This window comes from Priestia sp. J2 (assembly GCF_020790095.1).
Lineage (GTDB): Bacteria > Bacillota > Bacilli > Bacillales > Bacillaceae_H > Priestia > Priestia zanthoxyli.
Genome location: NZ_CP086208.1, coordinates 1,237,832 through 1,261,078, shown reverse-complemented (window position 1 = coordinate 1,261,078; position 23,247 = coordinate 1,237,832). Strand labels below are relative to the sequence as shown.

The window sequence follows — 23,247 nt, the reverse complement described above, 5'->3', positions numbered from 1 at the left end:
TTTTACTTTGAAATGTTAATAATATTTGCTTCTTGTTGAGAAACTTGGCCCTGCTTTAAGATATCAATTTTTTCATCAGCTTGTAAATTCGTGAAAATGATCGGCGTAATCGTCGATGGCGCATTTTCTTTTACAAAGTCTAAATCAATTTTCAATAGAGGCTGTCCTTTTTTCACTTCATCGCCTTGGGCAACTAAAGCTTCAAAACCTTCGCCTTTTAAATTAACTGTATCAATACCAACGTGAATTAAAATTTCACGTCCAGTCGTTGATTCAATACCTAAAGCATGTTTCGTCGGGAATAAGTTTACTATTTTTCCGTCCACTGGTGCAACTACTGTGCCTGTTTTCGGAATAATCGCAAAACCGTCACCCATTAATTTTTGTGAAAATACCTGATCTGGTACTTCCGATAAAGGTACCAATTCTCCCTCAATCGGTGAAACAATATCATTACCATTATCGCTTCCTACTTCAGATGTTGCAACAGGTTTTTCAATTGTTTTTGTCTCTTCTTTTGTGACAACCGGCGTTTTGCCATTCATAATGTCTTGAATTTGACCTTTTAACGTGTCAGATTTCGGACCGAAAATAGCTTGAATATTGTTACCAACTTCAAGAACACCAGCTGCTCCAAGTTTTTTCAAACGGTTTTTATCAACGTTACCCACATCATCTACTGAAACACGTAGACGCGTAATACAAGCATCTAAATGTGTAATGTTTTCTTTACCGCCAAGTGCAGCCAAAATATTTGTCGGAAGCTCTGCTGCTTCTACTTTTACATCTTCTTCTCCTTCTTCTTTATCTTCACGACCCGGTGTTTTTAAGTTAAATTTACGGATTGCAAAGCGGAAACCGAAGTAGTAGATAACTGCTAGAACTAAACCTACTGGAATAACTAGCCACCATGCTGTGCGGTTTTGCATAACTCCAAATAGAACGTAATCGATAACCCCACCTGAGAATGTCATACCGATTTTAACATTTAATAATTGCATAACCATAAACGACAAACCAGCAAATACTGCGTGAATTGCAAATAATACTGGTGCTACGAATAAGAATGAGAACTCAAGCGGCTCTGTAATACCCGTTAAGAAAGATGTTAAAGCAGCTGAACCCATGATACCAGCTACATATTTTTTGTTTTCAGGACGCGCTTCGTGATAAATCGCAAGAGCGGCTGCTGGCAATCCGAACATCATGAACGGGAATTTACCAACTTGGAATGTTCCTGCTGTTAAAGGCACGCCATCTGCTAATTGAGCAAAGAAAATCTTTTGGTCACCGTGAATATGTTGACCTGCTTTATTGACATAATCACCAAACTCAAACCAGAACGGAGAGTAGAAGATGTGATGAAGTCCAAATGGAATTAATGAACGTTCAATTAATCCAAATACAAACGCTGATAAAGTTGGGTTTGCATCAATCATGTTAGTAGAGAAAGCATTTAATCCGCTTTGAATTGGCGGCCAAATGAAAATCATAATAACACCTAAAAGAATTGAAAATACCCCAGTAATAATTGGTACAAATCGTTTTCCTGCAAAGAAACCTAAGTAAGATGGTAATTCAATATTGAAATAACGATTATACATGGATGAAGCTAAGATACCTACTATGATACCCCCGAATACACCCGTAGCTAACGTAGGAATTCCTAAGATGCTAGTGTAAGCTGGATTGGCACCCATTTTGTCAGGATCTAGTTGTCCTGTAGCAACTAAGATTGTGCTCATCGTTTTGTTCATAATTAAGTAACCTACGATTGCAGCAATACCTGCTACACCGTCACCACCGGCTAAACCAACGGCAACACCAACGGCAAACAATAGCGATAAGTTGTCAAATACGATTTGACCCGCCTGCGACAAAACATTTGAAACTAATTGAACCCAGTCTGCACCAAGTGCTGGTACTGCATCCAACAATGTAGGGTTTTGAAGCGCTGTCCCTACTCCAAGTAAAATCCCTGCTGCCGGTAAAATCGCAACCGGTAGCATAAGCGCTTTTCCGACTTTTTGTAATACTCCAAAAAGTTTTTTAAACATGGCGCTTACCTCCTTTTATATATTTAGTGTGCAACAAGCTATTTATTTGATACGTGAATCATTAACGCGCTTTCATAAAACGCTTTCTTTAACTAGAAAACTCATTACATTTCCCGGTGTTATGAGGCGAAGTCTTCAATGATTGCGCTTTCTTATAACAAAAAAAAGCATGAGGAAAAAGAAACGACAAATGGATACACTCATCCAATTACACATCGCTTCATTTCTCACTCATGCCTGATCGTATCAGTAACACGTATTGAAATGATTTTATAAATCCGTTTTTGTTATAAGTCGCTGCAAATGCATCGTTAAGTAAACTGCTTCTGCTTCATACACAGGTAAATGTAACGCTTGCTGCATTACTTTTATCACTTTCCAAGACACATTGTAACACAGAGGATATTCTTCTTTCAATAGCAAAGCAATTTTTTTTGGCTCTTCTATTTTTTCTCCTGTTTTTACTCGATCAATGGCAAAATGCAAATGACGAATCAATCTCATATAGTGTACAGATTCTTTGTCTACCTGCAGATGAAGCGATTCTTCAATCACATTAATAATCGTTTGAATAAGCTGCGAGTCTTGATTCACTTCTAACAGGTTTTTTTCAGTCAGCGCACTATGGATATGAAGCGCGATAAAACCAATCTCTCCTACCGGAAGCTGCACGCCTATTTTACGACTAATGATCTCTACCACTTCAGATGCGATCGTATATTCCTCTGGATATAAGGCTTTTGTTTCAAGTAAAAATGGATTTTTAAGACCCATCCCCTGCTGAAAACGTTTTATCGCAAAGGCGATATGATCTGTCAATGAAATGTGTATATGCTCATTCAAAGGGATATTAACGCGTTTTTGAATATGCGTTACAATATCATTCATCATTTCAATTACATCTTCATCCACCTGAGCTAAAAGCTGCTTGTACTGTTCTTGCTCTTCTTCACTCTTTAGCAAAAACATTTTTTCCACAGCTTTTGCATCGATTTCATCGCCTTTTTTCTTGTTGAACCCTATTCCTTTCCCAATTAGCACAACTTCATCATAGGTAAGGTGTTTAGCAATTAATACATTATTATTAAGTACCTTTTCTACAAAAAAGGACTCTTTCACGAATCCTTCACTCCCCTGTTTCGGCTTTCTATTATTTGCTTTCCTATCTTACAAATAATACGCATAACCGTCAATTCATTTTTCTTTGTTTCAAATATTATTGAACTAAACTATTTGAGTTACGTATTATCTTAGTAGTTCTTCGCTGGAAACGCAACGTCTTTTTTACTCGTCCCATAACAATTTTTCATAATAAAATGTTGAAGCATAACGCTCAGAATGAATATACCTGCTTGTAAAAGCGTAAAAAGAACAAGTGAAGTGGTAATAGATACCAGTAAAATCCCATAGTGAATTAGTAAAATATCTACTATACGCAGCCCTGCTATAATCATTCCAGCTCCCACAAAAAATTCTTTAGCTACACTCCAAACGAGGAGAATCGTAACAATACAAACGTAAATTATCGTTGCATTTACGGAATCATGAGTAGCCGACGCAAACCATCCTGTATAAAACCAATTGTTATGAAAATATGCTAACAGCAGAAACATAATAGTAGAAGTAATGGCGAGCATTCCCAGAAAAAATGTAGCGTAATGTACAAATGTCATATACCGTTCTGTTAGCCATACATACCAAATCTTTGAAATACTAAAGCCTATAGTCATTAAAACGCCTGTATAAATTGTTTTCCACCAGTGATGTGTATAAATATCCCAGTGTAAAAATAATTCTTCAATCCCCATAAACATAGCCGAAATGATTAAAATATAGCGAAATTTTAATTGATAAGCAGCTACCACCATAGCCATGATTGGAAAAGCAAACGTTTGAGAAGTTAAGGACCCAAACAAATTATCAAAATATTCATTGGTCATAAAATCAGGATCGTACTCGTAACTTTCAAACAACACAAATACAACATACTCTAGTACATAAGCCATTCCAATGATAAAAAAAAGCAAAACGACTAGCTTTTTATCTTTTTTACGTATGAATACTGTAAGCAAAACGGCTGTGCTGATAATAATCAATGCAAAAAAAGCAGTATAATGAGGCATAGACGTCTCCCTTTTACGACCTAATTATTACTTAGAGTAAGACGTTTTAGCCAAATTATACATAGCTAGCTTCTATTCAAAAGAGATTGAGACATACTACATCAATCCAATCTAAAGGCGAACAAATCGGATACATGAGATAGTATGGATGGCTTGCTGCACTGCAGGTGATTTCCCTGCAAGGCTTCGCTTTCCCTACAGGAGCCTTCGCCCTGCTCTCCACTCAACAGTTAGAAGCCTACATACAGGAAACCTACGTTGTAATGTAACCCTAACCATGAAAAAATCCGAACGATTCATCGTTCGGATCTTCTTTCAACTACCATACTTTTGTTTCAGCCTCTTTTAACTCTTTAACTTACAAAAATTGGAACGTCCTCTATTATCCTTCAATCATTTTTGAAAGGTTAGCCATTTCGATAGCTGATGCTGCAGCTTCCCATCCTTTGTTTCCTGCTTTTGTTCCTGCACGTTCAATTGCTTGCTCAATTGTTTCAGTTGTTAATACACCAAAGATAATTGGTACGCCTGTTTGTAAGCTTTGAGATGCAACGCCTTTTGCTACTTCATTACATACAAAATCAAAGTGTGGAGTAGCTCCTCGAATAACCGTTCCTAGTGTAATAACCGCGTCATATTTTTTAGATTCAGCTAATTTTTTAGCGATTAATGGAATTTCATAAGCGCCCGGTACCCAAGCCACATCTACATCTTCATCAGCTACGCCGTGACGTTTAAGCGCATCTTCTGCTCCACTAAGTAAACGCCCTGTAATAAATTCATTAAAACGCCCTACCACGATTCCGATTTTTAATCCTGTGCCAACTAAATTTCCTTCATATAAATGATTCATCTCTTGTTCCTCCTGCTAGTAGTAATATAGTTATTTACATTTCTTTTCATGAATTAGCTTCATTTGTTATAACGAAAAAAAGTGTAAACTTATAAATGTAATAAATGACCTAGTTTTTTAGCTTTGGTATCTAAGTATTTTTTATTGGCATCCACTGCCGGCATTTGAAGAGGCACTCTCTCTACCACTTCAAGGTCGTAGCCTTTTAGCCCAGTAATTTTGCGAGGATTGTTCGTTAAAAGCTTCATTTGTTTGACTCCAAGGTCCTTTAAGATTTGAGCACCGATTCCATACTCTCGTAAATCCGCAGCAAACCCGAGTTTTTCATTCGCTTCTACGGTATCGTATCCTTCTTCCTGCAGCTTATATGCTCTTAGCTTATTTAATAAGCCAATACCTCTGCCCTCTTGACGCATATACAGCAGAATGCCGCGTCCTTCTTCTTCAATTTGCGTAAGAGCTGCGTGAAGCTGAGGACCGCAGTCACAGCGCTCAGAGCCAAACACATCTCCAGTCAAGCACTCGGAGTGAACCCGCACGAGAACGGGGCTATTATGATCGATATCACCCTTGATAAGAGCCACATGTTCTTTATTATCAAGTTTATTTGTATATCCTACAGCCTTAAAATCACCAAATGCCGTAGGTAAGCTTACTTCTACTTCACGGCTAATCAGCTGGTCATGTTTGCGGCGGTAGGCAATCAAATCTTTTATTGTAATCATTTTTAAATCAAATTGCTCTGAAATCTTTGTTAAATCCGGTACGCGTGCCATTGTTCCATCTTCATTCATGATTTCACAAATAACACCCGCAGGCTTTCCTCCTGCTAACACGGCTAAATCAACAGCGGCCTCTGTATGACCCGCACGCTGCAGAACGCCCCCGTCTTTTGCAATCAACGGAAAAATGTGTCCTGGTCGTTGAAAATCACTTGCTACCGTTGCTTCATTTACAAGAGCCATAACGGTAGCAGAACGTTCGTACGCACTGATACCTGTTGTACTTGAAATATGATCAATACTTACTGTAAATGCTGTTCCATGTACATCCGTATTGTTCACTACCATCGGGTGAAGATTCAATTTATGCGCAATTTCTTCATTAACAGGTGTACAAATTAATCCTCTTCCATGAGTAGCCATAAAGTTAATAACCTCAGGCGTCGTTTTTTCGGCTAATGCAATAAAATCTCCTTCATTTTCTCGATCTTCATCGTCGCATACAATAACCACTTTTCCCTTTTTTAACTCTTCAATGGCTTCTTCTACTTTATGAAACATCTCTTTCACCTCACTGTTAATTTGTAAAACCATGCTGCTGCAATAAATCCTTCATATTACCTGACCGATTCGAGGCGCCAGGAGTTGACTTGTTAGCCATCATCTGATGCATATATTTAGCTAACATATCACATTCAATATTCACCTTGTCTCCTCGCTGTTTGTCTCCCACGACTGTGTGAAGTACCGTATGAGGAATAAGAGAAATAGTAAATGATTGGTTGCTGACATCAAAAATAGTAAGACTTGTTCCGTCTACAGAAACAGATCCTTTTAACATCATAAATTCACGAAGTTCAGGATCCACTTGAATTTCATAATAAAAGGCATTTCCTTTACGTGTTTTGCTTACAATGGTTCCAATTCCATCAACGTGTCCGCTGACGAAATGCCCTCCAAAGCGGCCATTTGCAGCCATCGCCCGTTCTAAGTTAACACGTGATCCAACGGTTAGAAGCTGCAGGGTACTTGCTTTAATCGTCTCCGGCATGACGTCGACCGTAAATTCATTTTGAGAGTAAGCCGTTACGGTTAAACAAACGCCGTTAACTGAAATGCTGTCCCCTAAGTTCACATCTTCTAACACGGTCTTCGCATCAATCGTAAGAACAATTGCTTCTGTAGCCTTTTGAATCCGTTTTATTTTTCCAATTTCTTCAATAATACCTGTGAACATTTTCTTCACCTGCTTTGGCGCTATTCCAACTTCTTATGCCTTTTTGAAATAGCAGCTGCTTTTTTTTAATATTTATCTTTCCCCCAACCACTGAAAATAAAAAAGCCCCTTGAACAAATGTCCAAGGGGTCGGCTGAGCTGAATCAGTTTTATCTATGCAAAATTCCGCTAATTGTATACGAAATAAACAGTTATAATTTGTGTACAAAAACAAGGGTAGCTTTAAAAAAGGCAAACCTGTCCCTTATTAATACAACACAAAAAAACAACTGTGCTTCCTGATCCTTCTCCCATCCAGACTTTTACTGTCGGCTCTAGATTTTAACTAGATCCACCGCTAACATACATCGTATGAAAACGGGTCACGGGCTTAAAAGCATATGCTTTATCACCGCCGGTTGGGACTTACACCCGACCCCGAAGGATAATATATTCGACTGCTAGAGTCTTATTTGTTTTACATTATAGCAAAGTAAAATCGACTTGTCACATCATTTAACTTCGTTTTTTCACATCTGCTCTTCAAAATCCAGCTTTTAGCTTATTTTTTCTTTTTTAATACATAGCATCCATACAAAAGCTAGTCCAATATAGCCAAATATCGGATACAAAAACTCAAGAAGCTGAGCATATCCAAATTGCCCGATAATAAAGCATGCCAAGATAATAAACGCAAAAGCTTGTTTGTCATTCAGGGGAAGAAATGATTGAAGCTGTTTAGCGATTCCAAATACATTTCCAATCAATGTAGTAAAAATCTCACCTAACACAACTACCGTAAATAAAACATTCACCCACGCTGAGATATTTTTAACAACGGCACTCATAGGAATATCAAGTTGAAATGAATAAGGCAAATTGGAAAGGGCAAGATGAGTAGAAACAAGCATAAACGTAAGTACACATCCTCCTATTACGGCCCCTTTTTTGATCACGCTCTTATCTTTCACGGAGCTTCCTAATGGAACTAAAACGGCCTGAGCCAAAGCTAGATTTAGGGAAATATATAAAAAGGGACTAACCGCCCACTTCCACTGTGTGACGAGCGTTAAGTCTGGCTTCGTTTGAATCAGTGAGAAATAGCTGACATTTGGCACAAAGATGATAAAAGCAAATGAAAGCATCATCGGCACAACAAGAGAATTAACCATTAAAATACCGTTAATTCCTCTTGCGATAAATATATAAGTTAAAACAATTGTACAAATCATCCCAACAGGAGGCCACAGCCCGAACTGTTCTTTTCCTATTGCCCCCGTACTCGCTAGCATGACTGAAGTTACTCCAAATAAAATGACGATCATTACACCGTTTACCGCTTTTCCAAGTACATCACCAAATAAATATGTATTAAGCTGCTGATAAGAAGAAGCCCCAATTGCGTGCGAAAGCAGCATCATTTTCGAACCTAGCCAAATAAAAAACAAGCCGCTGACCAAAATTCCAACCATTCCAAGTTCCCCGTACTGTGTAAAAAATTGAACAATTTCCTTGCCTGTTGCAAAACCGGCTCCTACAACGGTGCCTACATACGTAGCAGCAACCTGCAGCGTGAGTTTCCACCTTTTCATGCCCATCACCCTTCTACCCTTCATAGTTCACTATATGTAGAAACGGTTAAAAAAAGACGAGCCTTTTATATGTAAATCCTCGCCTCACCCGGTGCTGTTCCTTTTTCGTTTTTTTATTTCCTTCTTGTTTTTTTCATGAAAACCCTTTATCCCTTAACATAACGGCAGTTTTCAAACAAAATATACGGATATTTTCCCTTTAGCTTTTAAATTTTCCTCAATATTTGCTGGAAATTCACAATTTACTGTTGTATAATTTCTAAAAATCAGATAAATTATTAAATAAGTATTCTTTCTATTTAAAAAAATATGTTTCAATTATATACAATTGATTCTTATCATGAGAGGTGGAGGGACTGGCCCTTTGAAACCTCAGCAACCAGTCGTTAGAGACATGGTGCTAAATCCAGCAAGCAATTTATTGCTTGGAAGATAAGAAGGCGAAAAAAGTCTTCTTCTTAAGAAGACTTTTTCTATTTTATCGGCATATTGCATAAAACGAATCACTCGTGAAATAGAAGCGGAACAATTTAAGGAGGTTTTGACATGGGGTTACTTGAAGATTTAAAGTCTAAAATTTTAATTGGGGATGGTGCCACTGGTACCCTCCTTTACTCACACGGTATTGACAGCTGTTTTGAAGAACTAAACATCACCAAACCAGAAGAGGTTTCTCGTATTCACAGAGCCTATGTAGAAGCTGGTGCAAACGTTATTCAAACAAATACGTACGCTGCTAATTATCAAAAACTTGCCCGTTATGGATTAGAAGATTCAGTCAAAGACATCAATGTTGCTGGTGTAAAATTAGCGAAACAAGCTGCAAACGATCAGGCTTACGTGGTTGGTACACTCGGCGGAATTCGTTCTTTCCAAAAAAATGCTATTAGCTTAGAAGAGGTTAAGCGAAGCATTCGTGAACAAATGTTTTGGCTTTTAAATGAAGGCGTGGATGGCCTTTTATTTGAAACATACTATGATTTCGAAGAATTAAAGACCGTTCTTACACTAGCAAGAAAAGAAACGGATAAGCCTATTATTACCCACGTTTCCCTGCATGATATTGGCGTACTGCAAGATGGGCGTCCTTTAGCAGATGCATTAAAAGAATTAGAAGACTTGGGAGCAGATGTTGTCGGGCTAAACTGCCGTTTAGGTCCTTATCATATGATTCAGTCTCTTGAAGAAGTACCGCTTCCTGATCGTGCTTTCTTATCTGCTTACCCTAATGCCAGCCTTCCGGCGTATGTGGAAGGCAAGCTGGAATATGAAACGAATGAAGACTACTTTGTAGAAAGCGCGCGTTTATTCCGCGAACAAGGGGTTCGCTTAATTGGAGGATGCTGCGGTACAACACCAGCTCACGTACGCGCCATGTCGTCTGCCTTAAAAGACCTGCCTCCGATTACAAGCAAAGTCGTTAAAATGAGACCAGCCGTTACGGTTCAAGAGCGTGAGCAGCAGGATAAACCTCATATGCACGAAATTGTGAAGAAGCGCCGCTCGGTTATCGTCGAGCTGGATCCGCCTAAACAGCTTGGTCCGACGAAATTTTTAGAAGGCGCAAAAGCACTTGATAAAGTCGGCGTAGATGCTATTACATTAGCTGATAATTCTCTTGCCTCACCTCGCATCAGCAACTTGGCAATGGCAACACTGATGCAACAAGAAACAAAAGCACGACCGCTTATTCATATTACCTGTCGCGACCGAAATTTAATTGGACTTCAATCTCATTTAATGGGACTTCATACGCTAGGAATGAATCAAGTGCTTGCAATTACCGGTGATCCGTCAAAAGTTGGCGATTTCCCTGGCGCCACTTCGGTTTATGATTTATCTTCATTTGACTTGATTAGTTTAATCGCTCAGTTTAATGAAGGACTATCTTATTCCGGCAAACCGCTTGGTCAAAAAACCAATTTTTCCATTGCAGCTGCCTTTAACCCAAACGTGCGTCACTTAGACCGAGCCGTTCAGCGCTTGGAAAAGAAAATCGACTGCGGGGCTCACTATTTCATTACTCAGCCTCTCTATTCAACTAAGCAAATTGAAGAGGTATATGAAGCAACCAAACATTTAACAACACCGGTATACATCGGGATCATGCCGTTAACAAGCGCAAGAAATGCTCGATTTATTCACCATGAAGTACCTGGAATTAAATTATCAGAAGATATTCTAGAACGTATGGACGCAACGGGAAATGACCGGATTCGCGGTGAAGTCGAAGGCCTTGCGATTGCAAAAAACTTAATTGATACAGCATATGAGCTATTTGACGGTATTTACTTAATTACGCCGTTTATGCGCTATGAAATGACCGAAATTCTAACACGCTATATTCATGACAAGCAACTCGTTACATCAGAAAGGAAGATATAAATGAGCTCACTTATCGAACAACAACTAAAGAAGCGAATACTCGTCATCGATGGAGCAATGGGAACGATGATTCAAGATGCTGATTTAACCGCTGAAGATTTTGGCGGCGAAGAATATGAAGGCTGCAACGAATATTTGACCCGAACAGCGCCTCATGTGATTCAGCGCATTCATGAAGAGTACTTTGCAGCGGGTGCTGACATCATTGAAACCAATACGTTTGGCTCAACATCTACCGTACTTGATGAATACGATTTAGGCCACTTGGCGTATGAATTGAATATCGAAGCTGTGAAGCTTGCTTGTGCAGCCCGCGATAAATATTCAACTCCCGAATGGCCTAGGTTCGTAGCTGGAGCTATCGGTCCTACCACTAAAACTCTCTCTGTTACGGGAGGTATTACATTCCCTGAGTTAGTAGAATCGTACGAAGAGCAAGCTCGGGGTTTGTTAGACGGCGGCGTTGACTTACTTCTAGTCGAAACCTGTCAAGACATGCTGAACGTAAAAGCTGCGTTTTTAGGCATTACAGCGGCGTTTGAAAAACTGAAAATAGAAGTTCCAATTATGATTTCAGGAACGATTGAGCCAATGGGAACAACTCTCGCTGGTCAAGATATCGAATCTTTTTACTTATCACTGGAACACATGAAGCCTCTTTCAGTCGGACTTAACTGCGCGACAGGTCCTGAATTTATGACGGATCATATTCGCTCTCTTTCAGACCTAGCCACTTCAGCTGTTAGCTGTTATCCAAACGCTGGACTTCCGGATGAAGAAGGCAATTATCATGAGTCCCCTGAGCTGCTGGCTCAAAAAATTAAAGGATTTGCTGATAAAGGCTGGCTGAACTTTGTAGGCGGATGCTGTGGTACAACGCCTGCTCATATTAAAGCACTTGCTGAAGCAGTAAAAGAGGTTGCGCCTCGTTCGCTTGATCGCTCCGAGCATAATCATGCTGTAACCGGTATTGAACCGCTTGTATATGACGATTCTATGCGCCCTCTTTTTGTGGGAGAACGTACGAATGTAATCGGTTCTCGCAAGTTCAAGCGTCTGATTGCGGAAGGAAAAATTGAAGAAGCATCTGAAATTGCGCGTGCTCAAGTTAAAAATGGTGCTCACGTTATTGATATTTGCTTAGCAGATCCAGACCGTGAAGAAATGGAAGACATGGAGGAATTTATTCAAGAAGTTGTAAAAAAAGTGAAGGTTCCTCTTGTAATCGATTCAACTGACGAGAAAGTTATTGAAAAAGCTTTAACGTACTCGCAAGGTAAGGTCATTATCAACTCCATTAACTTAGAAGATGGTGAAGAGCGTTTTGATGCAATCTTGCCGCTAGTAAAAAAATTCGGTGCAGCTCTGGTTGTCGGTACAATCGATGAAACAGGCATGGCCGTTACTGCAGAAAGAAAAGTAGAGATTGCTAAACGCTCACATGATTTGCTTGTTAAAAAACATGGCTTTAATCCAAAAGATATTATTTTTGACCCTCTTGTGTTTCCTGTAGGGACTGGTGATGAACAATATATTGGTTCTGCTGAAGAAACAGTTAAGGGAATTAAAATGATTAAAGAAGCCCTGCCTGATTGCCTGACCATTCTTGGCGTAAGTAACGTGTCATTCGGTCTTCCTCCAGTCGGACGTGAAGTACTAAATGCGGTTTACCTTTATCACTGTACGCAGGCTGGACTCGATTATGCCATTGTTAATACAGAAAAATTAGAGCGCTATGCTTCTATTCCAGAAGCTGAAATTGAGCTTGCTAATGCGTTATTATTTAACACAACTGATGAAACGCTAAGCACGTTTACAGACTTTTATCGTGATAAAAAGAAAGAAGCAAAAGTAGAAATTTCTACGTTAACACTTGAAGAACGATTGGCAATGTATATTGTCGAAGGTACAAAAGAAGGATTGCTTCCTGATTTAGAACAGGCTTTAGCTCAATATGATGATCCGTTAGATATTATTAACGGACCGCTTATGAAGGGGATGGCGGAAGTCGGACGTTTGTTTAATGACAACCAGCTGATTGTAGCAGAAGTGCTTCAAAGTGCGGAAGTTATGAAAGCATCCGTTGCCTTTTTAGAACCTCATATGGAAGCAACTGAAAATGATTCTGGAAAAGGAAAAGTGATTCTTGCAACGGTTAAAGGCGACGTGCACGATATCGGTAAAAACTTAGTAGACATCATTTTAAGCAACAATGGTTTTAAAGTCATTGATTTAGGAATTAAAGTAACGCCGCAGCAGCTGATTGAAGCAGTAAAAGACGAAAAGCCAGACATCATTGGCCTGTCAGGTCTTTTAGTAAAATCTGCTCAGCAAATGGTTTTAACTGCACAAGATTTAACGCAATCAAGCATTGATGTTCCAATTATGGTAGGAGGCGCTGCCCTTTCCCGTAAATTTACTGACTTTAAAATTGCCCCGGAATATGAAGGTGCCGTCCTCTACGCCAAAGATGCGATGGACGGATTAGCGTTAGCAAATAAGCTGCAGAACAAAGAAGAAGTTATTCAGCTTTTAGCAGATTTAAAAACGCGTCAAGAAAAGAAAGTAACGGTTCGAGAACGCCAGCCTCAAACCGCTCAAGCAGCTACGGCTGTTTTAGAAAGATCCGCCATTTCAACGGATGTTCCTGTTTTTGTACCGGCTGATTTAAAGCGCCACGTTGTCAAACACTACGATTTGGCACAGGTTCTTCCGTATATTAACTGGCAGATGCTTTTAGGCCATCACTTAGGACTAAAAGGAAAAGTGAATAAGCTGCTTGCTGAAAAAGACGAGCGTGCTGTTCAATTAAAAGAAACCGTTGATGACCTTCTCGAACTGGCACTAAAAGAAAACTTAATTAAACCAGCGGTTATTTATCAGTTCTTCCCTGCTCAAGCAGACGGAAATGATTTAATTATTTATGATCCTGCTGATGAAAAAACAGAAATTGAACGCTTTACCTTCCCTCGACAAGCAAAAGGACAGTTCCTGTGCTTATCTGATTTTGCAAAGCCTAAAGAAAAAGAGATGGACTATGTATGTTTCTTCTCTGTAACAGCAGGAACAGGCATTCGCGAACGCGCGGCGAAATTCAAAGAAAACGGCGAGTTTTTAAAGAGTCACGTGTTCCAAGCTCTTGCGCTTGAACTAGCTGAAGGATTAGCAGAACGTGTTCATCAGCAAATTCGTGACCGCTGGGGATTCCCCGATTCGCCTGACTTTACAATGGCGGAGCGTTTTTCAGCCAAATACCAAGGTCAGCGTTTTTCATTCGGATATCCCGCATGTCCAGACCTTGAAGACCAAGCAAAACTGTTTAAATTAATTAAACCTGAAGACATCGGCATTCAGTTAACAGACGGTTTCATGATGGAACCAGAAGCTTCTGTTACAGCCCTTGTTTTTGCACATCCTGAAGCGAAATATTTTAACGTATTGTAAAACATGGCTGCGGTCTTTTAGACCGCGGCTGTTTTTTTACAGTGAACAAACCTAAAAAAAAGGCTGCGACAAATGGATTTTAGTTGAAGAAAAATTCGAACGGAGTTAATTCTTAATTGAGAATCAACTCCGTTCGGATTGTTTTCATTATGATGGTGAACTAGATTTCATGTAGCTGTTTCTAGCTGTTGATTAGAGGGCAAGGCGAAGACTCCTGCGAAAAAAAGTGATGTAGTTATGTCTTAATCTCTTTGAATTCACCGCCGGTTTGAGCTTTTTTTATGAGTTTCTTGGGAAACACTGATAGAATAAGGAATGTAATAAATTTGTAACACTCTTATCAAGGTAATTTTTTTAGGGAAAGGAATTTTCAAGAGATGATTAAATTATTTGTAAGCGACTTAGATGGAACTCTTTTACACGAAGAAAAATACGTAGAACAGCATAATGCAGACGCACTTAGTGAACTTCAGCGCCAAGGAGTAGAGGTTTGTCTTGCTTCTGGACGAATGGATACGGAAATTTTAAAGATTTCTACTGATATTAATAATACATTTCATCGCATTAGCCAAAACGGAGGATTTGTGTGGACCAAAGAAAATCAAGAACTTCATGGAAAAGTGTTTGAAGATGATTTAGCGGTTCAACTTTATAAAAAAACGATAGATCCTAACCGTATTACGCTTGTCTGTTCAAACGACACGAATTATGTAGAGCAGCGAAATGAAATTATTGAAGCAATTGAAACTCACATGTTTTTCCCTATCGAAGAACAAATTGAAATGACAGATTCATTTGGTCACGCTCTTTCTCCATCTAAAATCACGGTTCTTGGAGATCATGATGAAATGGTAGCTCTGCAAAAAGAAGTGAACGAAGAGTTTGGTGATTATATTGATACATATATTTCTGCCAAGCAGTGTTTGGATATTATGCCTAAACATATCAGCAAAGGAAATGCCATTGAAATTTTATTAAATCATCTTCAGCTAAAACCAGAGGAAATTGCATGTGTGGGGGATTCATTTAATGATATTCCTATGTTTCAATTAACACCGAACAGTTTCGCTATGGCTACAGCTCCTGAAGCTGTTCAGCGCTATGCCTCTGCTGTTGTGTCATCTGTTAGTGAAGCAGCGCGTATTGTTTTAGAAAAAAATAAGCAAACAATCTAAAAAAAGCGGTCAACGTTTAAATTGACCGCTTTTATCTATTTAATAAGAAAACGGTAGTTATTTTTTTCGTAAAGAACGAAAAAAATCACCTAAGCTTTTTTGCTTCCCATCTGCATGCTCTCCATGATTAACCAAGCTGCTGATTCTTTCTCGTCGAACAACAACCATAATAAGAGTGGCAAAAAAGATAATGGAAACGGCAATGACAACCAGTGCAAGAACGGATGCTACAATAGCTTCAGAAGTCGTTAGTGACGATAGCATCTGCCTCGTACACCTCCATTTCGTTTGTGGCGAAAAGGAGCCTAGCAATTAGAAATGCAAATAATCTTTTTTCTCAGCTTGATGCATGTTATTATACACCATTTTCATTTTAGAAGCTGTAGCTTTTAAAGACGTAGACGAATCCACATCTTCGGCTAACATAATGTTTACTAAGTCAACCACAGAACGAGACAACAACTCTACATTATTTTGCAACTCTAATTCGTCATAAGTCGTACGGTCTTGAAGACGAAGTCGAATAATTTCATTTGCTAGCTCCCTAACACGCACTAATTGTTGATGTTCTCCCATAGTATCTCCGCCGCAAGAAACTTATAATCAGCCCTTTTATTGGCTTTTATAAGAGCTAGAAATTCCTGCAGCTTACCCCTCCTTATAAAGATGCCTAGCACACCTTTATGTAAATCGCACTTTCACCTTGTTTACATGTATATTCGCTATAGCTGGTTCTTTTTCCTTTTGAAATTAGCAGCCATCGTCAACGACCTTCTTGGTTTATCGTTCAGGTTTCAAATTTTTAAGGATGTGATATACGAAAATTAAAACGCCAATAGCCGTAAGTGTTGCTCCTACTGCCACTAGGGGTGTAAAAGCTTGGTTTTCTAGTACGATCATGAGAAATAAACCAATCATCATGACCGGTAATCCTATATTATGCAACCATACGTGCAGTTTAGCTAATTTACTTTCGCTAAACGCAGGAAACAAATAATAAATAAGTCCCGCTAACGTAAGCGACGTCCATCCTAATAAATTAATGTGCACGTGAACAGGCGTCAAAGCGTAGCTGTGAACAATTGACATATAATACCCCAATATGATGCCAATTCCAAAATAAACGGCTGATAGTTTAATTAATTTAATTCCCATCGTTTTCTCCCCCTTATATCCCCTCCGACTTCTGTACTACTTTACGCAGGAAACATCATTTTAGAAGCGGCTGATTAACCAAAGGACACGAAATACGGAGTATGATATCTAAAAAGAGGATTCTTTACCGCAAACACAAAAAACAGCTGAGCAAAAGTACTCAGCCGTCTATTTTAAGCAATATAATGCAGCACAAAATTCAAGAAAAACAATAGCGCGCTTACATACATAAACATCGATACTTCACGCATTTTACCAAGGAATAATTTAAGCAGTGGATACGCAATGAACCCAAATGCAATTCCATCAGCAATGCTGTACGTAAGAGGAATAAGCGCAATAATTAAAAATGCAGGGAAACCTTCTGTTAAGTCCTGTAAATTGATGTTTTTGATATTTTGAATCATTAGTGCTCCAATAACAATAAGAATAGGTGCAATAGCACTATCTGGAACCAGCTTGATAAATGGAATAAACAGAAGTGAACTTAAAAATAAAACTCCTGTAATCAGCGATGTTAAACCCGTTCGCCCTCCAGCTGCAATACCAGATGCTCCTTCTACAGAAGACACCGTTGGACTTGTTCCAAACACGCCGCTTAGTAACGCTGAGGCAGCTGTTGCTTGAAAGGCCCGCGGAAATTTGCTATCTTGATTCATCATACCTAGCTGACCATGCAGCAACCCGATATTTTCAAAAATCAATACCATTGTTAATGAAAAGACAGCTGCCCAAAACGCAACGTCTCCAATAGCTCCAAAAGACAATGTGCCAAAGCTGCTAAAGAAGTCGTTCACGCTCCCAGCGGAATGTCCTTTTTCTGCACTGCTTCTTACACCAAGTAAGAAGGCAAGGACGGATCCAGCAATCATGCTTAACAAAAAGTTACCTTTCACATTTCGGATAAACAGTACGATTGTGATAATTAACGTCAACAGCGTACTGATTACAAACGGATCTGACAAGTCTCCAAGTGCTACAAAAGTGTTCTCGCTTGGAACTACAAGCTTCCCTTTTTGCAAACCGATAAATGTTAAAAATAAGCCAACACCGACTGTTATCGCTTCTTTTAGCGAATGCGGAATCGAAGAGACAATTTTGGCAGACAGTCGTGAAAAAGCTAATGCTATAAAAAGAAAGCCGGATATCACTACTGCTAATAACCCTTCTTGCCAAGATAACCCCATTGATTGAACCATCGTATACGTAAACAACGCATTAATCCCCATACCTGGCACCAGGATGAGAGGCGCATTTGCCCAAAAAGCCATAATAACACAGCCTACAAAAGCCGAAGCTACTGTTGCGAATATTCCTGCTTCAAGCGGAATACCGGCATCAGACAAAATGGTTGAATTAACAGCTATAATATACACGATGGAAAGAAATGAAATGACCCCAGCTAAGCTTTCTTTTCCGACAGTTGTTTGGTGGTCGTTTAAACGAAACAACTTTTCAAATAATGCGTTCAATCTAATTTCCTTCTTTTCATCTATCCCTCGCCCACCCAGTGACCAAAAATGCCACCGAAGTTATTATAGCAAAATCAACAATTGTTGCAAGGAAAACTTGTCTTCTTTAGCTTAAGCGTTCATTCCTTATTTAAAACTGTTATCATTTTCTAAACGCAACGTCTTGCATTCATTCTATATATACCTTGGATTGGACATAATAAAAGAGCGCTTTATCAGCGCTCACTGTTTTAATAATAAGGATAATATGGTGGGTACGGCGGATAATATGGGGCTGGATAACCGTAATAACCTGGACCTCCTAGTGCACTTCCAAGAACTAATCCTCCAAGAAATGGAGCTCCAAAGCCCCAACCCCAAGGGCGACCAAAGCCAAAGCCGAACCCCGGACGGCCGAAGCCAAAACCAGGACGACCAAAACCAAAACCTGGGCGACCGAAACCGAATCCTGGACGACCAAATCCTCCAAAACCACCGAATGGTCTTCTTATGTCATTAATATCAAATTCTTGCATGATACATGCCTCCTCAAATTATATTTCATTCTCTTTATTACATATGTTATTCACCTACTTCTTGCATAGGCAATCGCCTCTTTTTTTGTGATTTCTTAAAAAATATTCATTTTCTACCACCTCATTAGGATTAAACAAGCGTACAAACATATATTTTTTAAGGCTTTGAAACATACTACATGTAACTTATGTAAAATAAGAGAGATGAAACGAGGAATGCACCTTTATAATTTGCAGCAGCTGCTGCAATGAGAAATAAACATAATATGAAAGCATAAAAAGAACGCTCAACAAACATGTTGACCGTTCTTCTTATGAAAATACATAGCGATTTTTTATTAATTTATCTGACCCTTTGCTTGACCGTATATGCCCTAAAGCTATATAATCCCCTTTTTATACAATGCGCTTTGAACATAAAATCATAGGAGCGTCTCCCCAAACGCTGCTATGTATGTATATCTGTAATCGCTTACAAACCTTTAATAAAAAACCGATATGATTTTCTATCTATTTACATTAAACAATATTTTAGGCTAAATTTCAACACATTTTTTGTTTTTCTTTGTACTCAGCAAAAAAAACAGGTGATATAGCACAGTGATTTTCCTTTTTTCCTGTCCCTTTTACTTATAGCCATAATCGTTTATAGTTTATAACGAAAGGAAGTGACGCAATGTCTGATCAACTAGAAGAATACTTAGAACGAGGAATGTACGGAGCAAAGGAAACAAAAAGAGACGAAAGAAGATATTTCTTAACTGCTCTACGTGAGAATATTGAAATTGCGCTAAAAAAGGGGCAAGTCATGAAAAAGGATGCAGCAAAAATAAAGCCTCTTTTAAAAAAAGTGAAAGACGGTCATTTGTTTTTAAATGGCTCTTTGTCTTATTCATACCTCTCCCCTTATATTCAAGTGGCTAACCAACATAAAGTGCCTTTTACCATCGTTCAGAACTTAGAAGCTGATACCGATATTGGTCTAGTTTTAACGGGTTCTGAAGGCAGTTTGGAACGAGATATCTTTTTAGACTAAAAAAAGAGGTTGACACATAACGAAATGAATCCAATCAACTGCTAGAAGGAACGAGACAGATAAAACTATATTCACCATCAAAAAAAAACGAACCCTTGATCAACATGTGATCAAGGGTTCGTTTTTCACTTCGTCTAAAATACTTTTGTTGCAGCCTCTTTTTTATTTAGCAAACACGTGATGATCAATTGTTTTAATTACAGCACGTGAACGAATCCAGTTATCGGTAGCTGTTTTTGGATTATAAAAGTAAATGGAATCGTCTAAACGATCTTTTCTAGTCAACGCTTGCTCTACTGCTTTTTTCGAATCTTCTGAAGCAGGTTTGTTAATTGATCCGTTTTGAACCGGTGAAAAAGCGTATGCTTTTCCGACAACTTGTTTAATAACTCCTGTTACCGTATCTGGAAACTTCGGAGAATCTACACGGTTTAACACCACTGTTGCTACCCCTACTTTTCCTTCATACGATTCGCCTTTTGCTTCAGCTTCTACTAAGCGAGCTAATAAATCTTTTTCACTTGCCGAAATCGAAACTGCAGGTGTTTCCTGGTCTGCGGGTTTGGCTTCTGGTTTTGGTTCTGGCTTAGCCGTATTAGCAGGTGCTGCCGTTGAAGGTTCCGTTGTTTCAGCAGCCAGCACTTTTGTCTTACTCGGAATAGCTAATGTTTCACCAATATAAATCATATCTCCTTGACGATTGTTTAATTTTTTAATATCGTCAATTGTTACACTATATCTTTTACCTAACTTCCAAAGACTATCGCCTTTGACTACTTTATAATTAGTTGCAGCCGTAGCTGTTGCATTAAAACCTATAAATGAAAGAGTAGCTAAACAAGCTACTACCATTGATTTCATATAACTATGTTTCATAGGTAATACCTCCTGAAATTTCGTATGGTATTACTCTATCATAGCTATATGGGGGTTTCACCGAACGATTCAATTACATTTCTTTAAGTTTGATGAACAAAATTACGTTCGGAACACAAATATGACATTGTACCTTATTTTTTGTCATAATCACGGTAATTTTTCTAAAATACAGGTATATTTTCCCGCCTTATTTCAGTTTAATCAGAAATTTCTTCATTCATCTTTCCCTTATAATTCTTATGATAAACATTTAAATTCATCTACTTTTACACAAAAGAGCTGAATGTTGTAATCAACATTCAGCTCTTTTTAATCTTCGATCTCAATTTCTACAACATCATAGAAATCAATCACTAGCTTAGCACCCGTATCATCCATAAACGTAAAAACGTCTTGATCATCTGATAAATGTATCACGTATCCGGTCAACTGCTGTTCACTGTTGTCGTAAACAGTAGTAATTAGAATTTTTTTATGATCTACATATGCTTCTTCTAATAACGAATGGAGGTCATAGTCCCCGTCATCTTCGGGCCGGTTCGTTAACAGCATCCCATAAGTCGTCATTCCATTTTTATCTTTCCATATATGATCTGCAAAATAAAAAGGTGCTGTACTTTTTCGAAACTCATCCATAATATCCCTCCTATAACTAAACACGTTTATTCGCTCTTACTATACGTTACTAAATAAACGCACAAGCACTTGTAACAGTATATTCTCTACTGTACAGGCTCATACATCCATTATATAAGGCATAATCAAATAATGCCATCATTTCGTTTAACTCCTAGGAATTTCTAGATACGTATAGGTAAAATCGCCTCCGCGTCCGGCGATTCCACGAAAATGTTTGAAATCAGGGCGATTTACTAAAAAAGGGCGAAAAGCAAGAAAGTCTTCTTTTTTAACTTTAATTTCGGTTACTTTTCCTTCACTTAACTCATTTAACATATTGATTACTGTTTGTTCATCCATTCAGTTCCACCTCGTTTTTAGCTGTTCAGCCAATTTTGCAGAGACGCAAATTGAGCTTCAGCTTCTTTATATCCTTGGTTATAAAGAGCGTCGAGACGCTCACGATTCTTCTCAATTCGCCCTACTACAAGAGGGGATTGCGGACGAATCACAAAGATATTCCCCTGTCTTTCCTGCTCTTCAATATATGACAATGTTTCATTATACAATTTATAGCGGTTCTCAAGCGCACGAGTCAGCCCATCATAATGACGATATTTGCGCTTCAATAACCAAAGCATATTTGATTTCTTTTTTCGATATCCTTCATTTCGCGTTAGCACAACAATATTTTTTCTATATCCATCCTGCACTGCTTTTTTGATTGGAATCGGATCACTGATTCCTCCATCTAACAGCTCTTTTCCTTTATATGTAACGACAGGTGCTAAAAATGGAAGGGAACTAGAAGCGCGAACCGCTGTCAAAATATCCCGATCATACTCATCAAAATAAACGGGTTCTCCCGTCACGCAGTCCGTTGCTCCTACTACAAGCTTCTCTGTACGCTCAGCAAATGCCTCAAAGTCAAATGGAAGAAGCTGATTAGGAATTTCATCAAAAACGAAATCCATTCCAAATATCTCTTTTGTTTTAAAATAATTTTTCCACGACAAGTAGCGAGGATCCTCTAAAAAATCTAAATTAGCTTTGCGACTTCTTCCTATTTGTCTAGATAAATAAGAAGTGGCATGACAAGCGCCGGCTGAAACGCCAATTACATACGGAAGGTACAGATTTCTTTCCATAAAGTAATCTAAAACTCCGGTTGTATAAAGGCCTCTCATACCGCCTCCTTCGAGCACGAGTCCAGTATCTTTCAATTTCTACACCTTCTAATTCTTATAATTTATGACAAGATTATACCTCGTTTATTATAACGAAAGATGAACAAAGATGGAACTGTGTTGCTTCTCTCTTTCGTTAAAGCTACCAATTCCTTTTATTCCTCAGCACATTTTACTTGTTTTTTCAATTTTATTTTATATTTTTTCAAAAAACCCTTTACTAATTCCCAGTTTTAAGGCAAAATTGTAAAAAAAGAAAACGCTAACTAGTTTTACTATTTTCAAAATTAAAATTATTTAAAAAATTAATAATGAACTAATTTAAAACAAAGGAGCGATGAATGATGAAAATAGCAGAGGTAGGAAACTTGATAGAATTTAAAAATGGCTTACAGGGCATTGTCGAAAAAGTAAATGAAAACTCCGTGATTGTTGATTTGACTTACATGACAAACTACCGGGATTTAGACTTAGAACAGCGAACTGTTGTCAACCACAAAAACTACACGATTATTAATCCCGCTATGTAAAGGGAAAAAGCAACCGGAACGCAAAAACGGTTGCTTTTTTAGTGGTTTTGAAAGAACTGATTCTTTTGTTCTTCTGTAATAATTCCCAGCTTATACATGAGATAAATATACTGTTGAACCTTAACATCCTTCGAACTTTTTTTCACTGTACTCCCTCTTTTCTAAAATGTTTCTTCATACAATAATATATGGCTAAGATAAAAAAAGTTTCCTTAAAGAAACAAAACCAGGCCCCATTTTTTCTTGAAAGGGTCTTATTTTCGTGTGACAATAAGAACAAGCTACTAC

Annotated in this window: 21 protein-coding genes and 2 riboswitches; of the genes, 5 read left to right on the top strand and 16 right to left on the bottom strand. The window is 38.4% G+C overall.

Going from position 1 to position 23,247, the window contains the following annotated elements; all coding sequences use genetic code 11:
* Window positions 1-2: 2 nt before the first annotated feature.
* The 7 genes from ptsG to LJY09_RS06370 form a co-directional block, all read right to left on the bottom strand.
* A complete protein-coding gene (ptsG, locus tag LJY09_RS06400) occupies window positions 3-2,057 on the bottom strand; it encodes a glucose-specific PTS transporter subunit IIBC (RefSeq protein ID WP_028414132.1) in 2,055 nt (684 codons plus the stop codon).
* Between the two features lie 270 nt (window positions 2,058-2,327).
* Complete coding sequence (gene glcT / locus LJY09_RS06395) at window positions 2,328-3,176, bottom strand: glucose PTS transporter transcription antiterminator GlcT (protein ID WP_013056009.1); 849 nt, start codon at window positions 3,174-3,176, stop codon at window positions 2,328-2,330.
* 131 nt (window positions 3,177-3,307) lie between these two features.
* Window positions 3,308-4,180 carry a hypothetical protein gene (locus LJY09_RS06390; RefSeq protein WP_098112875.1) on the bottom strand — a complete coding sequence of 291 codons (873 nt, stop codon included), beginning with the start codon at window positions 4,178-4,180 and terminating at the stop codon, window positions 3,308-3,310.
* A gap of 382 nt (window positions 4,181-4,562) precedes the next feature.
* Complete coding sequence (gene ribE / locus LJY09_RS06385; RefSeq protein WP_013056007.1) at window positions 4,563-5,033, bottom strand: 6,7-dimethyl-8-ribityllumazine synthase; 471 nt, start codon at window positions 5,031-5,033, stop codon at window positions 4,563-4,565.
* 89 nt (window positions 5,034-5,122) lie between these two features.
* Window positions 5,123-6,316: a bifunctional 3,4-dihydroxy-2-butanone-4-phosphate synthase/GTP cyclohydrolase II gene (locus tag LJY09_RS06380; protein ID WP_098112894.1), complete on the bottom strand. Its 1,194-nt coding sequence runs from the start codon at window positions 6,314-6,316 to the stop codon at window positions 5,123-5,125.
* A gap of 16 nt (window positions 6,317-6,332) precedes the next feature.
* On the bottom strand, window positions 6,333-6,992 hold the full coding sequence (ribE, locus tag LJY09_RS06375; RefSeq protein WP_028414136.1) for a riboflavin synthase: 660 nt from the start codon (window positions 6,990-6,992) through the stop codon (window positions 6,333-6,335).
* Window positions 6,993-7,270: 278 nt separating this feature from the next.
* A riboswitch (FMN riboswitch) is annotated at window positions 7,271-7,421 on the bottom strand.
* A 107-nt stretch (window positions 7,422-7,528) separates the two neighbouring features.
* A complete protein-coding gene (locus LJY09_RS06370) occupies window positions 7,529-8,563 on the bottom strand; it encodes a YkvI family membrane protein (RefSeq protein WP_223546455.1) in 1,035 nt (344 codons plus the stop codon).
* Between the two features lie 332 nt (window positions 8,564-8,895).
* A riboswitch (SAM riboswitch) is annotated at window positions 8,896-9,002 on the top strand.
* 107 nt (window positions 9,003-9,109) lie between these two features.
* Here LJY09_RS06370 and LJY09_RS06365 point away from each other — a divergent pair.
* From LJY09_RS06365 to LJY09_RS06355, 3 genes are all read left to right on the top strand, one after another.
* Complete coding sequence (locus LJY09_RS06365) at window positions 9,110-10,948, top strand: bifunctional homocysteine S-methyltransferase/methylenetetrahydrofolate reductase (RefSeq protein ID WP_047751399.1); 1,839 nt, start codon at window positions 9,110-9,112, stop codon at window positions 10,946-10,948.
* Window positions 10,949-14,392 carry a methionine synthase gene (gene metH, locus LJY09_RS06360; RefSeq protein ID WP_098112874.1) on the top strand — a complete coding sequence of 1,148 codons (3,444 nt, stop codon included), beginning with the start codon at window positions 10,949-10,951 and terminating at the stop codon, window positions 14,390-14,392.
* A gap of 377 nt (window positions 14,393-14,769) precedes the next feature.
* Window positions 14,770-15,567 carry an HAD family hydrolase gene (locus LJY09_RS06355; RefSeq protein ID WP_155010290.1) on the top strand — a complete coding sequence of 266 codons (798 nt, stop codon included), beginning with the start codon at window positions 14,770-14,772 and terminating at the stop codon, window positions 15,565-15,567.
* A gap of 57 nt (window positions 15,568-15,624) precedes the next feature.
* Here LJY09_RS06355 and LJY09_RS06350 read toward each other — a convergent pair whose 3' ends face one another.
* The 5 genes from LJY09_RS06350 to LJY09_RS06330 form a co-directional block, all read right to left on the bottom strand.
* Window positions 15,625-15,831, bottom strand: a complete 207-nt coding sequence (locus LJY09_RS06350) for a hypothetical protein (RefSeq protein ID WP_014461041.1) — start codon at window positions 15,829-15,831, stop codon at window positions 15,625-15,627.
* Between the two features lie 48 nt (window positions 15,832-15,879).
* Complete coding sequence (locus LJY09_RS06345; RefSeq protein ID WP_013055998.1) at window positions 15,880-16,143, bottom strand: hypothetical protein; 264 nt, start codon at window positions 16,141-16,143, stop codon at window positions 15,880-15,882.
* 204 nt (window positions 16,144-16,347) lie between these two features.
* On the bottom strand, window positions 16,348-16,722 hold the full coding sequence (locus LJY09_RS06340) for a cytochrome-c oxidase (RefSeq protein ID WP_155010291.1): 375 nt from the start codon (window positions 16,720-16,722) through the stop codon (window positions 16,348-16,350).
* A gap of 173 nt (window positions 16,723-16,895) precedes the next feature.
* Window positions 16,896-18,194 carry an NCS2 family permease gene (locus LJY09_RS06335; RefSeq protein WP_028414142.1) on the bottom strand — a complete coding sequence of 433 codons (1,299 nt, stop codon included), beginning with the start codon at window positions 18,192-18,194 and terminating at the stop codon, window positions 16,896-16,898.
* A gap of 230 nt (window positions 18,195-18,424) precedes the next feature.
* Window positions 18,425-18,709, bottom strand: coding sequence for a hypothetical protein (locus LJY09_RS06330; RefSeq protein ID WP_097824009.1), 285 nt, complete (start codon window positions 18,707-18,709; stop codon window positions 18,425-18,427).
* Window positions 18,710-19,385: 676 nt separating this feature from the next.
* Between LJY09_RS06330 and LJY09_RS06325 the strand changes: the two genes are divergently transcribed.
* Window positions 19,386-19,745: a YueI family protein gene (locus tag LJY09_RS06325; RefSeq protein ID WP_033578386.1), complete on the top strand. Its 360-nt coding sequence runs from the start codon at window positions 19,386-19,388 to the stop codon at window positions 19,743-19,745.
* Window positions 19,746-19,907: 162 nt separating this feature from the next.
* On the opposite strand, the gene LJY09_RS06320 is transcribed toward LJY09_RS06325, so the two are convergent.
* The 4 genes from LJY09_RS06320 to LJY09_RS06305 all read right to left on the bottom strand — a co-directional run bounded on the left by LJY09_RS06320 (window position 19,908) and on the right by LJY09_RS06305 (window position 22,465).
* Window positions 19,908-20,621 (bottom strand): cell wall hydrolase, encoded by a 714-nt coding sequence (locus LJY09_RS06320; RefSeq protein WP_154989297.1) that lies wholly within the window; start codon window positions 20,619-20,621, stop codon window positions 19,908-19,910.
* 312 nt (window positions 20,622-20,933) lie between these two features.
* Entirely contained in the window at window positions 20,934-21,260 is a 327-nt protein-coding gene (locus LJY09_RS06315; protein ID WP_013082248.1) for a hypothetical protein, read from the bottom strand.
* A gap of 147 nt (window positions 21,261-21,407) precedes the next feature.
* The gene (locus tag LJY09_RS06310) at window positions 21,408-21,602 is read right to left on the bottom strand and encodes a hypothetical protein (RefSeq protein WP_033578384.1); all 195 of its coding nucleotides are present in this window, start codon (window positions 21,600-21,602) and stop codon (window positions 21,408-21,410) included.
* Between the two features lie 17 nt (window positions 21,603-21,619).
* Window positions 21,620-22,465, bottom strand: a complete 846-nt coding sequence (locus LJY09_RS06305) for a patatin-like phospholipase family protein (RefSeq protein ID WP_028414145.1) — start codon at window positions 22,463-22,465, stop codon at window positions 21,620-21,622.
* Between the two features lie 308 nt (window positions 22,466-22,773).
* On the opposite strand from LJY09_RS06305, the gene LJY09_RS06300 reads away from it, so the two are divergent.
* Window positions 22,774-22,959 (top strand): YkvS family protein, encoded by a 186-nt coding sequence (locus LJY09_RS06300; protein WP_013055988.1) that lies wholly within the window; start codon window positions 22,774-22,776, stop codon window positions 22,957-22,959.
* Window positions 22,960-23,247 lie beyond the last annotated feature (288 nt).